This is a genomic window from Photobacterium sp. GB-210, from assembly GCF_003026075.1.
In the GTDB taxonomy this organism is placed as follows: Bacteria; Pseudomonadota; Gammaproteobacteria; order Enterobacterales; family Vibrionaceae; genus Photobacterium.
The window spans coordinates 65,190-80,136 of the sequence record NZ_PYNU01000017.1; the positions used below are offsets into that span (position 1 = coordinate 65,190).

At 42.8% G+C, this 14,947-nt stretch carries 13 protein-coding genes and 1 rRNA gene; 8 read left to right on the forward strand and 6 right to left on the reverse strand.

The features are described 5' to 3' along the window. Entirely contained in the window at positions 1 to 507 is a 507-nt protein-coding gene (locus C9J38_RS16455) for a DUF2780 domain-containing protein (protein ID WP_107208042.1), read from the reverse strand. A 186-nt stretch (positions 508 to 693) separates the two neighbouring features. Further along, positions 694 to 1,314 (reverse strand): FKBP-type peptidyl-prolyl cis-trans isomerase, encoded by a 621-nt coding sequence (locus C9J38_RS16460; RefSeq protein WP_005372738.1) that lies wholly within the window; start codon positions 1,312 to 1,314, stop codon positions 694 to 696. A 136-nt stretch (positions 1,315 to 1,450) separates the two neighbouring features. Here C9J38_RS16460 and C9J38_RS16465 point away from each other — a divergent pair, with 136 nt between their 5' ends. After that, positions 1,451 to 2,311 carry a LysM-like peptidoglycan-binding domain-containing protein gene (locus tag C9J38_RS16465; RefSeq protein ID WP_233217821.1) on the forward strand — a complete coding sequence of 287 codons (861 nt, stop codon included), beginning with the start codon at positions 1,451 to 1,453 and terminating at the stop codon, positions 2,309 to 2,311. A gap of 116 nt (positions 2,312 to 2,427) precedes the next feature. On the opposite strand, the gene C9J38_RS16470 is transcribed toward C9J38_RS16465, so the two are convergent. From C9J38_RS16470 to C9J38_RS16485, 4 genes are all read right to left on the reverse strand, one after another. Continuing rightward, positions 2,428 to 3,294: a DMT family transporter gene (locus tag C9J38_RS16470; protein WP_107208043.1), complete on the reverse strand. Its 867-nt coding sequence runs from the start codon at positions 3,292 to 3,294 to the stop codon at positions 2,428 to 2,430. After that, complete coding sequence (locus C9J38_RS16475; RefSeq protein ID WP_107208054.1) at positions 3,294 to 3,755, reverse strand: GNAT family N-acetyltransferase; 462 nt, start codon at positions 3,753 to 3,755, stop codon at positions 3,294 to 3,296. Before C9J38_RS16475 ends, C9J38_RS16470 begins: the two co-directional genes overlap by 1 nt. Before the next feature lie 91 nt (positions 3,756 to 3,846). Further along, entirely contained in the window at positions 3,847 to 4,431 is a 585-nt protein-coding gene (locus C9J38_RS16480) for a Crp/Fnr family transcriptional regulator (protein ID WP_107208044.1), read from the reverse strand. A 72-nt stretch (positions 4,432 to 4,503) separates the two neighbouring features. Continuing rightward, positions 4,504 to 6,471, reverse strand: a complete 1,968-nt coding sequence (locus C9J38_RS16485) for a bifunctional 2',3'-cyclic-nucleotide 2'-phosphodiesterase/3'-nucleotidase (protein WP_107208045.1) — start codon at positions 6,469 to 6,471, stop codon at positions 4,504 to 4,506. A 417-nt stretch (positions 6,472 to 6,888) separates the two neighbouring features. On the opposite strand from C9J38_RS16485, the gene cysG reads away from it, so the two are divergent. From cysG to C9J38_RS16520, 7 genes are all read left to right on the forward strand, one after another. Continuing rightward, positions 6,889 to 8,301 carry a siroheme synthase CysG gene (gene cysG, locus C9J38_RS16490; RefSeq protein ID WP_107208046.1) on the forward strand — a complete coding sequence of 471 codons (1,413 nt, stop codon included), beginning with the start codon at positions 6,889 to 6,891 and terminating at the stop codon, positions 8,299 to 8,301. 13 nt (positions 8,302 to 8,314) lie between these two features. Then, positions 8,315 to 9,223: a sulfate adenylyltransferase subunit CysD gene (gene cysD / locus C9J38_RS16495; RefSeq protein ID WP_005372727.1), complete on the forward strand. Its 909-nt coding sequence runs from the start codon at positions 8,315 to 8,317 to the stop codon at positions 9,221 to 9,223. A gap of 10 nt (positions 9,224 to 9,233) precedes the next feature. Then, positions 9,234 to 10,658: a sulfate adenylyltransferase subunit CysN gene (gene cysN, locus C9J38_RS16500; protein ID WP_107208047.1), complete on the forward strand. Its 1,425-nt coding sequence runs from the start codon at positions 9,234 to 9,236 to the stop codon at positions 10,656 to 10,658. A 4-nt stretch (positions 10,659 to 10,662) separates the two neighbouring features. Continuing rightward, on the forward strand, positions 10,663 to 12,390 hold the full coding sequence (locus C9J38_RS16505; protein ID WP_107208048.1) for an SLC13 family permease: 1,728 nt from the start codon (positions 10,663 to 10,665) through the stop codon (positions 12,388 to 12,390). 22 nt (positions 12,391 to 12,412) lie between these two features. After that, on the forward strand, positions 12,413 to 13,036 hold the full coding sequence (gene cysC, locus C9J38_RS16510) for an adenylyl-sulfate kinase (protein ID WP_107208049.1): 624 nt from the start codon (positions 12,413 to 12,415) through the stop codon (positions 13,034 to 13,036). 25 nt (positions 13,037 to 13,061) lie between these two features. Continuing rightward, entirely contained in the window at positions 13,062 to 13,802 is a 741-nt protein-coding gene (gene cysQ / locus C9J38_RS16515) for a 3'(2'),5'-bisphosphate nucleotidase CysQ (protein WP_199187180.1), read from the forward strand. 688 nt (positions 13,803 to 14,490) lie between these two features. Next, positions 14,491 to 14,947: ribosomal RNA gene (locus tag C9J38_RS16520) — 16S ribosomal RNA — on the forward strand; the annotation flags it as partial.

The window sequence follows — 14,947 nt, forward strand, 5'->3', positions numbered from 1 at the left end:
TTATTTTTTGGCAGCAGGTGCAGCTGGTGCCCAAATATTAGAAAGTGCGCCAAGGAGTTCATTACTTGCGCCTTGCTCACCTAAAAATTGCGTAACAACAGGCACGAATTGGTTAACCATTTCAGGTTTCATGCCTAATAAAGAAAAGACTTTATCGATATTTTCTTTACTGCCTAATAGCTGGCCTAAACCGAGTGGTAATGAGTCAGTTAGCTTTTCTGCGCCAGGAATTAATTGAGTTAACTCTTTACCTTGTGGGCCTGTTAGCTCACTGGTTGCCATTGCCAGTAATGCACCTGCACCGCCTGCTGCTTGATCTGGCTTTACGCCAAGATCAGACACGAGTGCTTTGGTTAATGGGTTTTCTGCAATCTGGGTAGCAACTTGTTCACTTTTTTCTCCCCCAAAAGCACTTGCGACATCAGATAGGCTGAATGCATGGCTCATTGCACTTGATGATAATAAAGCAACGGCGGTAAGTGTAGTTAAGATATGACGCTTTTCCATGGGGTTCTCCTTAATTAACTATTATCTATCCTAGTGTAGATATTTATTTTTGTAATACATTTTATTGATAAAACACGAAACCTGATGATTTAACTAGTAGGGTTTATTAGTTTGAGAGAATGGAGCGTATTTTTTAACCATAAAAAAACGGCGCCGGGGCGCCGTTTTTAAGAAGAGAGCAATATCTTATAGGATATCTAGTAGCTCAACTTCAAATACAAGTGCTGCATATGGAGGAATTGCAGCACCTGCGCCGCGCTCACCGTATGCTAGGTTTTGTGGAATAGAAAGTTTCCACTTAGAACCTACAGGCATCATTTGTAGTGCTTCAACCCAACCAGCGATAACGCCAGTTACTGGGAATTCTGCTGGTTGACCACGAGAAACAGAGCTGTCAAAAACAGTGCCGTCTGTTAGCATACCGTGGTAATGAACACGTACTTGCTTGTCAGAAGTTGGGATTTCGCCATTACCTTCAACGAGTACTTCGTATTGAAGACCAGAATCAGTTACTGTAACTTCTGCACGCTTTGCGTTTTCAGCTAGGAATGCTTCGCCTTCAGCAGCAGCTAGTTTAGCCTGCTCTTGACGTGCAGCGTCTGCTGCAGTGTGAAGTTCACGTAGTGCATTGTTGATTTCATCAACTTCGATTTCTGGCATTTCGCCAGCAAGAGAAGCTGCGATACCTTTCGCAATTGCTGCTACGTTTAGGCCTTCAAGACCGCTTTGTGCTAGTTGTTGGCCCATTTGTAGACCAATACCATAACTTGCTTTAGTCTCAACTGTATCTAGTTTAACGTCAGACATTATCGTCATCTCTTAATGTTGAATGAATTAAAGCAAGCAGGATAACAGTTTCGCCCCTCATGGGTAAACTCATGGGTAAATATTTGTAATCATTATTCGCAAATTGCGTGACATATGAAGCTCTGGAGTGCTGTATATGGGACAGGCCAATCGCCGTTCGAGAACAAAACATGCGTCAAAACGATCATCAGTCAATTTTAGTTTGTCAGGGCTCTTTGACAAATGTCGTCAGATTAAAGCCGGAATTGGCCATACATGGTCACATTTTCCACGTTTTCATCGCTGGGCATTGATGATCCTTGTGCCTATTTTTGTCGCTGTATTAATGTTGCCGACAACGAATCAATTAGAACAAGAGCAAAGTGCAGACAGTGGTGTTCGTCGTAGTATTTCTCTTAACCTTGGCGGTTCTACGAGCACGACTCAACCGGTAGGGCAAACGGGAACGACATCATCTAATACTGGTGTGAGTAAGCGTACAGATATTGTTTTAGATACGGCAGATATTCGTGAAGACAGTAAGATGAAAGCGGTTGGAGGAACGGAAGATACTGGTCCGGCACCTGAAAAGAAACCGATGATTCAGAAAATTTATCCGTTAGATGGCGGTAAGGCGTACACCGTTGATCTGTCAAAAGAAGCGGCGGTGGTAACCAAAGCGACTGATGAACCGATTACAACGAATACAACCAATACAACAACGACAGCAAACACGGCCAAGGTTGCATCAAGCGATGCTGGGCAATGGGTTAGTTATAAAGTTCCAGCCGGTGAAACCTTAGCGAACGTGTTTAGAGATCGCTCGTTACCATTATCGGATTTATATAAAATTGCCAATATTGAAGGTGCGGGTAAGCCGATCAGTAATGTACAGGCCGGTCAAACGCTAATGTATCGTGTAAATAGTAATGGCCAAATAGATGGTTTGAAGATTGAAGGTAATGGTATTTCAGCAGCTTATTACCGTAGCAGTAATGGTAGCTATTATCGTAAATAACCAGTGATGAAATAAATATGAAAAAGCCCACTTATTTGCTTTTAACTAGAAAGAGAGGCTTAAGTGGGCTTTTTTGTTTTTTCTTTTTATGCGTTACCGCAGAGGTTACTATTTGATCACTGTATGTCGATCTGAGTGGTGAATTTTTTTCGTTTAGGTCTTGGCATCATAGGTAGAACGATCAATAAAATACCGATAAGCGTTAAGGTATCTAAACTTTCGTTAAACCAAATCCAACCAAAGAAGGCGACAAAAATAAGCCCTGAATATTCTGCTAACCCAATTTTATGGGTTTCACTTTGGCGATATGCCAATACCACACACCCTTGATAGCCTAAGGTAAATAGCGCACTTGCAGCAATAAGCCCAAGGTTTTCAAGTGAGATCGGTTGCCAGAAGTACCATGCCAAAGGGGTCGCCACAGGCAGTGATAATACACTTGTCCAAAAGAGCGTGGATGATACGGTTTGTGATTGTGGCAGTTTACGTACTAATACATTGTAGAGCGCCAATGTAGTTGCAGTACCCAGTGCGGCAATCGCAGCCCAGTGAAATTGGGTAGGGCGTAAAACAATTAAAATTCCGATAAATCCAATCGCTGTCGCAACGACTTTCCCTTTTGTGGGGTACTCACCTAATAGCACTATTGAAAGTGGGATCATCAATAAGGGCGCGGCATAAAATAAGGCATTGGCCGTCGCGAGGGGCAAATATGTCAGCGCCACTAACAACATTGAACTCCCCGCTAATACTAAATACGCACGGATGGTATTGATCTTCCAACTACCGACCTCACGTTGCTGTTTTGGCTGGGACAACCAAAAAGGCAAAATAATAATTAAGCTTATTACTTGGCGAAGAAACATGTATTGCAAGGGATGGACTTCGCCATTGAGTAATTTAACTGCGACATCAGACAGAGAGGCGGATAAATTACCGAATATCAGTAATAGGATCCCCAATGACACGGCAGTTTGCTTCATTAGTTATCGCCTTGTGTTAGCACCATATCAACATGTGGAATGCCGTCTTCAAGGTACATATCAGAGGTTTGTTTAAAACCGTATTGAGAGTAAAAGCCGATCAAGTGCTCTTGCGCTCCAATCTCGATGGTCGCATTAGGCCAAATACGCGTGGCGTTTTCGAGTCCTTGTTTGAGCAGTTGATGACCTATACCGCTGCCTCGTGTTTCTTGTGCCGTAACAACTCGACCAATACTGACATTGTCGTAAGTGAGTCCTGCACTGAGTAGGCGAAGGTAGGCGATCAGTTTGCCATCTTGATAGCCTAATAAATGGTAAACATCATCAGCACGATCGTTATCATCAAGATCAGGGTAAACACAGTCTTGCTCTACCACAAAAATGTCAGCGCGTAGCTTTAGTGCATCATAAAGCTGGTGGGTCGTCAGTTGTGCAAAAGAAAGGCATTGCCAAGTAATCATCACGTGTTCTCTTTTTCTGTGATAGTCAAAGTTACCTTCATAGTAACCTGCGTTTTTCACGGCCTCATTAACCATTGTTAATATCGTTTCATTATTGTGGTTCGCTTTGTCTTTTTTTTATTCGGCTGAGGCTGATCGGGGTGATTCCAAGGTATGAGGCAATTTGATAGTCCGTGAGTTTAACGTTGAGCTCGGCAAAGCTTTGGGTGAATAATTGATATCGTTCTTCTGGGCTGTACATCAACATGAAGCGTTCTTTGTTTTCCTTAAATACTAACTGACGTTCTAATAAGTGTTGATATAGCGCTACCCCTTGTGAGCGCCATGTTTCAATTAGCTCAATCGGTAGGGCAATGAGCTCGCTAGCGGACAAGGTTTCTAATAGAAAAGGCGAAGGTGATTGAGTGATCAGTGCTTCAAAGCCAATCAAGGTATCTTGATCCCAATAGAACTCTTTACTGAATTGCTTACCACTGTCAGTGAGATAGCAAGCATGGCAAATCCCATTAAGTAAAAAGTAGAACTGCTCTGCTTGTTGCCCTTGATGGAGCAGTATGTGACGAGTGGGTAACGCTAATACTTGTGCTTGGCTTAATGCTTCATCAATCGTGGTTTGCTCGGCGCCAAATTGTTGAAGAAATTCGGCGAGTTGAGAAAGTTGTGCGGAAGGCTTCATGACGACTCTCTTTTTAATCATAAAAAAATACCGCAGACCAGCTGCGGTATCTAGCTTACTTTATTGCGACGATTATTTCGCGTGTTGTAAATCCAACTGGTAAATCGCAAAGCCAGTTGGCGTTGTTTCAACTTGGGTCATTGGGTACTGACCTTTGTCTTTAATGAACTTCGCCGCTTTTTCGCTATTGGCTGTTTCAAAGCGAATATCTAACTTCTTATCACTTTTCAGTGGCGTGAAGTGCCAGTTGTTATCCGCACTTGGCACCACTTGGCCTTTTTCTTTACTTACACGGCTAATGTAGTCAGAAAGAACGGTACGGTTTTCATCGGGTGCAGCAAAGGCAACAAACTTCTCACCAGTACCAGCAAATTTACCACTGTAGGCACGGTAGTTATTGGTTGCGATGATGAATTTTTGATCGTCTTTTACAGCTTTACCGTTAAAGCTAAGATCTTTAATACGACTTGCCGTTGGGTTAATAACTTTACATTCACCATCGTATTTCGCAGGTTGTGAAATATCGATGTTGTAAGTGACGCCATCAATAACATCAAAGTTATAAGTACGGAAACCATCCCAGTTGATCAAGCCTTGTGGCTTATCACTGTTAACATCAATTTGATTAAATTGGCCAGCAGAACATTCCAGCCATTCTTTCACTTCTTTACCTGTTACTTTCATGGCAACAAGGGTATTTGGATACAAGTATAAGTCAGCCGCGTTACGGAAAGTCAGTTGACCTGATTCAACTTCTGTAAAGTTGGTTGCATCGTTACCACGACCGCCAGCTTTAAATGGTGCGGCTGCTGAAAGTACTGGAATACCATCGAGATCGGGATCGCCTTGAATAAAGCGTTCAACATAATCTTTTTGTGCAAGGTTTACGATTTGCACGGTTGGATCGTCTTGTACCAGTGCTAAGTAGCTGTACATAACGTCACTTGCTTTACCAATTGGTTGATTAACGAAATCACGGGTGGCATTGTGATCAACTTTAACCGCCGCTACTAATTTAGGATCAGCATCAACAATTGGTTTTTGGGTTGCTTTATCGAAAATAGGGCGAGCTTCAGTTTGAGCAGAGGTGACTTTCCAGCTGTTACCCTCTTTATCTAATACTAAATCCATGATGCCAACGTGATCGCCCCAGCGTCCCGGCATGACTGCTGGAATACCATTAATGGTACCTTTTTCAATATCAGCACCTGGTAGATTTGCAAACTCTTTGCTTGGGAAAACCGCGTGTGAGTGACCGAATGCAATCGCGTCAATACCTTCAACTTGCGTTAAATAGTATACCGAGTTTTCAGCACCCACTTTATGTGGATCGGTTGAAACGCCTGAGTGTGGGATCGCGACAATAATATCAGCGCCTTCTGCTTTCATTTGTGGAATGAATTTCTCAGCAGTTTGCTTAATATCTTTGGCTTCTACCTTACCCTCGAGGTTCTTTTTATCCCACACCATGATTTGTGGCGGAACAAAACCGATATAACCAATCTTCACTTGTTGGTCATTACCCTTGTTATCTTTAAATGTGTATTCCTTGATCAGATAAGGAGAGAATAAGTTCTTACCTGTTTTTAAGTCGTAGACGTTTGCATTGATGTAAGGGAAGTCAGCACCTTCAATGCTGGTATCAAGGAAATCTAAGCCATAGTTGAATTCGTGGTTACCAATATTACCAACATCGTAATCAAGTTGGTTCATGACTTTATAAACAGGGTGAACTTCACCATGCTTGATCCCTTTTGCTGCCATGTAGTCACCCATCGGGCTACCTTGCAGTAAATCACCGTTATCAACTAAGACACTATTGGTGACTTCGCCACGTGCCTTTTCTACTAATGTTGCAGTACGTACTAAGCCTGTTTTCTCGGTTGGCGCATCTTTGTAGTAATCATAATCCATTACATTAGTATGGATATCCGTGGTTTCTAAAATACGTAGTTTGATGGTGTCTGCTGTTGCTGGACCTGCAAGCGTAAGTAAACCGCCTAATATCGCGATTGATAAAGGCTTAGCTGATAACTTCATGAATATCTCCAAACGGGTAGGCAAAGAAAGCAAGCGTAAGGTATCAAATGTACTGAGAAAGGCTGTTATCTGTGTCGCACTATCGTGCTCTCCATCTCGTTTTTTTTGATCAATTGTTAGCGAGATCGAAAATTACGCCGTTATTTCTCGTATTAATAGAAGAGTGATTCGTCATAACCTAGACATAAAAGGCATAACATAAGCTTTTATTTGCTGTGTTGCTCCCTATCGTTCGCCTTAATCGTGAGATTTATAACTATATAATGCATTGTATATAGTGTAATTCGCTGAATCTTGTCATTAAGTGTTGTCGGCATGTTGTGGCTAAACTTTTTGGAATAAAAAATGAAATTTTAGAATTTCAAGTAATATCAAGCCCCCTCTATAGTGCATCTAGGGATAAAAAGAGGGCTAATGATGGATTACTTGCCAATTTTTGCAGATTTAAAGCGTCGACCATGTCTGGTTGTCGGTGGTGGTGATAGCGCGTGGCGTAAAACCCGTATGCTATTAAAAGCAGGCGCAGATGTTCGTGTTATTGCACCACGTTTAAATGCTGACTTTACTGCTGCATTAGCTTCTCAACAGATCAAATTGGTCGGAGAACATTTTTCACCATCAGATCTTGATGGTATTTTCTTAGCCATTGCCGCGACAGAGCGTAAAGCGATTAATGCGCTGGTCTATCAATCGGCCAATCAACGCCAAGTATTAGTCAATGTCGTTGATGATACTCAGCGCTGCAGTTTTATTATTCCCTCTATTGTTGATCGTTCACCCATCATTGTCGCGATCTCGTCATCAGGTCAGGCGCCGGTACTCGCCCGTTTATTACGTGAAAAGCTTGAAGCGTTATTACCACAACACTTAGGACGTATGGCAACGATTGCGGGTAACTTCCGTCAGCGTTTATCACAAACCGTCTCTTCTTTTTCTGCTCGTCGTTATTTCTGGGAGCAGGCCTTTAACGGACGTTTTGGTGACTTAGTGGCATCGGGGCGTGAGCAAGAGGCTGAGCAAGAGCTGGTGGCATTAACCCAACAAGCACCACCGCAAGGACAAGTTGCATTAATTGGCGCAGGTCCAGGTGATGCGGGCTTATTGACCCTTCGTGCATTACAACTGATGCAGCAAGCTGATGTCGTGCTGTATGACTACTTGGTGTCTGATGAAGTGATGGATTTAGTCCGCCGTGATGCCGAATTAGTATGCGTGGGTAAAAAAGCCGGTTTTCATAGTGTTCCTCAAGAAGAAACGAATCGATTAATTGTTCACTACGCCCAGCAAGGCAAGCGAGTGGTGCGATTAAAAGGTGGCGACCCATTTGTGTTTGGTCGTGGTGGTGAAGAGCTTGAAGTGCTCTTTGATGCTGATATTCCATTCCAAGTTGTACCGGGTATTACAGCAGCAGCTGGTGCTACAGCCTATGCGGGCATTCCATTAACTCACCGTGATTACGCCCAAACCGCCATGTTTGTTACGGGGCATCTCAAGCCTGATGGCGATACTTTGGATTGGTCAACACTCGCACGTGGAAAACAAACCTTAGTGATTTACATGGGCTTGATGAAATCGAGTCATATTCAGCAACAGTTGTTAGAGCACGGTCGTGGTGCTGATACCCCTATCGCCATTATTGAGCGTGGTACCCAGAAAACCCAAAAAGTTTTAAAAGGTCAGCTAAGCGAGCTGGCTGAATTAGCAAAACATGCTGCTTCTCCATCGCTGATAGTAGTAGGAGAGGTAGTTAATCTATCGACGAAATTAGATTGGTTCACAAAACAGGAACAGTCGCTACAGCAGCAAGATGCGGTAGTTAAGCTGGCATAGTATGGAGAGAGAGATGGACCCGAAACGTTTAACCCACCTCAAGCAGTTAGAAGCGGAAAGTATCCACATTATCCGTGAAGTAGCGGCTGAGTTTGATAATCCGGTAATGATGTACTCTATCGGTAAAGATTCATCGGTAATGTTACACCTAGCACGTAAAGCATTTTATCCGGGGAAGATCCCGTTCCCATTGCTGCACGTTGATACCGATTGGAAATTCCGCGAGATGATCGATTTCCGTGATCGCACCGCAGAAAAGTACGGCTTTGATTTATTGGTACATAAGAACCCTGAAGGTCTCGCAATGGGCGTTGGCCCATTCACACACGGTTCGTCAAAGCACACCGATATTATGAAAACTCAGGGTCTAAAGCAGGCACTGGACAAGTATGGTTTTGATGCCGCTTTTGGTGGCGCACGTCGTGATGAAGAAAAATCACGTGCAAAAGAGCGTGTCTATTCATTCCGTGACAAGAACCACACCTGGGATCCGAAAAATCAGCGTCCTGAGTTATGGAAGACTTACAACGGTCAAATCAACAAGGGCGAGAGTATTCGTGTTTTCCCACTTTCAAACTGGACTGAGCTTGATATCTGGCAATACATCTATTTAGAAGGTATCGAGATTGTTCCACTGTACCTATCTGAAGTACGCCCTGTGGTTGATCGTGACGGCATGTTGATCATGGTTGATGATGAGCGTATGGAGCTTCAACCGGGTGAGAAAATCGAGCAAAAGAGTGTGCGCTTTAGAACCTTAGGTTGTTACCCACTAACGGGAGCGATTGAATCTACAGCCGATACACTACCGGGCATTATTGAAGAAATGCTGGTGGCAACATCGAGTGAACGACAAGGTCGAGCGATTGACCATGATCAGTCGGGTTCAATGGAATTGAAAAAACGCCAAGGTTACTTCTAAGGAGAGAATAATGAATAGCGTGATTGAACAACAGGTCGCTGAGCTCGGTATCGAAGCTTATCTTGACCAACACCATAATAAATCTCTACTGCGATTTTTAACCTGTGGCTCAGTAGATGACGGTAAAAGTACTTTAATTGGTCGACTACTGCATGACTCTCACCAAATTTATGAAGATCAATTAGCGGCAATTCATACCGACAGTCAAAAAGTCGGTACAACGGGCGATAAGCCTGACCTAGCGTTATTGGTTGATGGATTGCAGGCTGAGCGCGAGCAAGGGATCACGATTGATGTTGCTTATCGTTACTTCTCAACCAAAGCGCGTAAGTTCATCATTGCCGATACCCCAGGACATGAGCAGTACACCCGTAACATGGCTACAGGTGCATCGACCTGTGATGTCGCGGTGATCTTGATTGATGCGCGTAAAGGCGTATTGGATCAAACTCGTCGTCACTCTTACATTGCAAGTCTATTGGGTATTCGTCACTTTATTGTTGCGATTAACAAAATGGACTTAGTGGGATTTGACCAAGCGCGTTTTGAGTCAATCCGTGAAGAATATTTAGCGTTCTCGAAAAAACTGAACAGTGATATCAACATTAGCTTAGTGCCGTTATCGGCATTAGAAGGGGATAACGTTGTTGGCCTTAGCGAAAAAACGCCTTGGTATGATGGTGATTCATTACTGACCTTGCTTGAAAAAGTGGATCTTACTCAAGGTCAGGCGTCGACAGAACTACGTTTCCCTGTGCAATATGTGAATCGTCCAAATCTTGATTTCCGTGGTTTCGCCGGCACATTAGCCTCAGGTGAATTACGAGTGGGGCAAAAAGTACGTGCGTTACCATCGGGTAAAACCTCGACCGTTGATCGCATCGTAACATTTGATGGTGATTTAGAGGTTGCAACACCGGGCTTAGCAGTAACAGTAACCTTGGCTGATGAAATTGATATTAGCCGTGGTGATACGTTAGTGGCTGCTGATGAAACAGTGCCACTAAGTAATAATTTACTTGCTGATATTGTTTGGATGGGCGAGTCAGCGTTAGAAACCGGTCGCCAGTACGACATTAAAGTTGCGGGTAAGAAAACGGTTGGTAGTGTTGATGCCATTCGTCACCAAGTTGATATTAATAACCTTGAAACCTTTGAAACTGATGCTTTACCGCTTAATGGTATTGGCTTATGTGAAGTGAGCTTAAATGAAGCCATTGCCGTTGATAGCTATCAAGCATGTAAAGATACTGGCGGCTTTATCATTATTGATCGCTTAACGAATGTGACGGTTGGTGCGGGTATGGTACGTGAAGCATTAGATGCTAAACAAAATACTGCGCAATACTCAGCATTTGAAGTTGAATTAAATGCCCTGATCCGCAAGCACTTTCCACACTGGGATGCTAAAGATCTTAGCAAGTTGCTAGGGTAACTCTATGGGATGGGAGCAAGCGATTGTCTTAGCTATGTTGGTGGTGATTATTCTCTGCTTACTGGCAACCAAAATAAAACCGCCTTACTTATTTGCAGGTGCGGCATTTATTGGTTATCAGTCTGGAATGATCGATTTACCGACATTGGCTGGCAATTTCACTAATTCGTCATTACTGACATTAGTGTTGTTGATCCTTGTTTCCATTGCTTTAGAAAAAACACGGTTGATTAGTTGGGTTGGGCGTCAAATATCACAGGGCGGCCAAACGGCTGTGGTCACAAAACTCGGCTTATCAACCGCATTATTATCATCTTTTACGAATAACACTGCGGTTGTCGTGTCATTAATCGGTGCGATTAAGCGTAACCAACGCCACGCACCATCTAAATTATTATTACCGTTGTCGTATACCGCTATTTTAGGTGGAACGTTAACGTTAATAGGTACATCGACGAACTTAATCATAAATAGTTTCGTTGAAGATGCGGGTCTGCCTAGTTTAGGCTTTTTCGCACCAAGTATGATTGGTTTAGCGGTATTAGTTGTTGGCTTAGTTATTCTTATCCCGCTTAGTCATCTATTACCCAGTTATGATGATCATGCTGATGATCAATTGCCTTATTTCCTTGAAGCACGTGTAGAAGCTAAATCCCCATTAGTAGGAAAAACCGTTGCCGAAAATGGTTTGCGTGCCCTACGCCGTTTATTTCTAGCAGAGTTGATCCGTGACGGTCAAACTATTGCACCTGTATGTCCTGATACTAAGTTGCAGGCAGGCGATACCTTATTATTTTGTGGTGATGTCGAAAGTGTAACCACACTTCAAGAAATTCCAGGTTTAAACCTTTTTGGTCAGCATCACCTAAATGGCCAATCGATGATGGAAGTCATCATCAGCCACTCGGCAGGAATTCGTGGTAAAACCTTAAAAAGTACCCGTTTTAGAGAAAATTTTGATGCTGTCGTTGTGGCGATACGTCGTGGTCATGAACGTCTTGCTGGTGGACTCGGTAATATCGAACTGCATGCTGGCGATACATTAGTTATCGTGCCGGGTAAAAAATTCCAACAAAAGAAAGCCACCTTAGATCGTGAATTTGTCTTGGTGAATGGTCTTGATTCAAGTGCTCGCTTAGATAACACCAAAAGTGCAGCTGTACTGATGGGATTTCTGACTGTTATTGGTCTCGCTTTATTGGATGTATTACCGATCATTAAAGGGTTAGCCATTTATCTTTTCGTTATGGTAGCAGTAGGCATTATCTCATTTGCAGAATTACGCCGCCGTTTTCCTATCGATATCGTTGTGATTGTTGGCTCGGCTTTAACCTTGGCTAAATTGATGATCACAACAGGGTTATCTGAGCGAATGGGTGAAGCTTTGATTGAAGCATTTAATGGCTGGGGAATTTATGGAGCATTAATTGCGGTTTACTTACTGACACTCGTGTTAACAGAGTTAGTCACGAATAATGCTGCAGCGGCTTTGTCTTTTCCTATCGGTTATAGCCTAGCATTAGCTTATAACGTTGATCCTATGCCTTTTATTATGGCAGTACTGTTTGGCGCCAGTGCGAGCTTTATCTCACCCTATGGTTATCAAACTAACTTATTAGTCTATAGCGTAGGTAACTATAAGCTGAGAGATTATGTTCGGATTGGATTACCAATATCGATAGTGTATTCAATCGTTGTATTAACCCTGATCCCACTGTTATTCCCTTTTTAATAAATAGACAACGGAGTGTGTTATGACAATCACGCCACAAGCGCATGATGATAACGAGAATATTGTTTGGCATCGTCATACCGTAACCAAAGAATTACGTGCAACACAAAAGAATCAGAAAGCGAGTGTGTTGTGGTTTACAGGCCTAAGCGGCGCAGGAAAATCAACAGTAGCTGGCGCATTAGAAAATAAACTGGCTGAAATGGGTTATCACACCTATTTACTTGATGGTGACAATGTTCGTCATGGTTTATGTCGTGATCTTGGTTTCTCAGCGGAAGATCGCCGTGAAAATATTCGACGTATTGGTGAAGTCGCGACATTAATGGCTGATGCCGGGCTAATCGTACTTAGTGCTTTTATTTCACCACATCGAGAAGAGCGTCAGTTAGTGAGAGATTTACTGCCTGAAGGTGAGTTTATTGAGGTATTTGTTGATACTCCTCTTGCTGAGTGTGAAAAACGTGATCCGAAAGGCTTGTATAAAAAAGCGCGAGCAGGTGAAATCAAACAATTTACAGGTATTGATTCTGAATACCAACCGCCGTTATCGCCTGAGCTCCATTTAGCGGCAGGTAGTAATGCAATAGATAAGCTGGTGGAACAATGTGTTGAACATTTAAAGTCAAAACAGATCATCAGCTAATAAATGAAGGAGAAAGGGATTGGCAATGTTACTCGACGAAATATATAGCATCGCGTTAGAGGCGGGTGCTGCCATTATGGCTCGTTACCATGGTCAAGTTCAGATCACGCAAAAATCAGATAGCAGCCCTGTCACAGATGCCGATCTTGCCGCTAATGAACTTATCGTTACCAAACTACAACAGCTAACACCAGAGATCCCTATTCTTTCAGAAGAGTCCGCACATACAGATTGGCATCAACGACAAAATTGGGACACATTTTGGTTAGTTGATCCATTAGATGGCACTAAAGAGTTTATTCGCAAAAATGGTGAGTTCACGGTTAACATTGCTTTAATAAAAGAAGGACGTCCTGTTTTAGGTGTGGTGTATGCGCCTGCATTAGAAAAAGCATGGTTAGGTGATGGTGATAAGGCGTGGTTAGAAACCAAAGCCGGTCGTGAGCCTATTCGTGTACGAGCAGCAACAGTACCAACGATTGTTGGTAGTCGCTCTCATCCTTCCCCAGAGTTAGATCACTACTTAGAACAAATCGGTGAGCACAAGATGACGGAAGTTGGTTCATCATTAAAGTTCTGTTTAGTCGCAGAAGGTCGAGCGCAACGTTACCCGCGTTTAGGACCCACAATGATGTGGGATACCGCTGCTGGCCAGTGTGTAGCTGAGAGTGCTGGGGCTATAGTACTCGATTTAGAAGGGCAACCATTAAACTATCATCGCGAGCAATTACTGAATCCATCTTTTATTGTTTCAATAAAAGACTAATCTTATTAAATAACGATAAGGCATATGAGTTACCTCATATGCCTTTTTTGTTTTTAAACAGAAGAAAACGTATCGTTTTGTACAAAAAGTGTTATTTTTGGGGTTTATCGTTGTTTTTATTGTCATTCGGTTTGAATTCTCAATTTTGTTATTGCTATCTCTAAGCTTATCCCTATAATGCTGCTCCATCGACAGGGAATACGGATGGTTAGTAAGTTATTTACAACCTGTGTATAACTTGTAGGTAAGCGGTTTATAAAAAAAACTAATTTAAAACTTAGCTAAACAGTGTTTTTTAAATTGGGTAAATCGTAGTCTTAATGCTGAAATCTTGTCTCAATCTTAAAAAGATAAGGAAGTATGCTTTAAGTTAAGTGTGGCAAGGGTTTTGAAAATTAATTTTAAAATAATTGTTGACTTAAGTTGAGCGCGGTGTAGTATACGCAGCCTCAGCCAGCACGATGTGTTGCGCTAACGTTCTTTAATAATTTGACCATGCAATCTGTGTGGGCACTCGTTGAAAAGTTAAGTCGAAAGATTTATCAATGATACTAGTGACCAATACAAATAACTCATCTCTTTATAGAGAAGGATTATTTGGCACAGTCAATTCAAATATCCTAACTAGCTTCTAGTTAGCGGTATTTTAACAGTATTCATTGAGCCGGTCGAAAGACCACAAAAACTTTAATTGAAGAGTTTGATCATGGCTCAGATTGAACGCTGGCGGCAGGCCTAACACATGCAAGTCGAGCGGTAACAGATTGATAGCTTGCTATCAATGCTGACGAGCGGCGGACGGGTGAGTAATGCCTGGGAATATGCCCTGATGTGGGGGATAACTATTGGAAACGATAGCTAATACCGCATAATCTCTTCGGAGCAAAGAGGGGGACCTTCGGGCCTCTCGCGTCAGGATTAGCCCAGGTGGGATTAGCTTGTTGGTGGGGTAATGGCTCACCAAGGCAACGATCCCTAGCTGGTCTGAGAGGATGATCAGCCACACTGGAACTGAGACACGGTCCAGACTCCTACGGGAGGCAGCAGTGGGGAATATTGCACAATGGGGGAAACCCTGATGCAGCCATGCCGCGTGTATGAAGAAGGCCTTCGGGTTGTAAAGTACTTTCAGTTGTGAGGAAGGC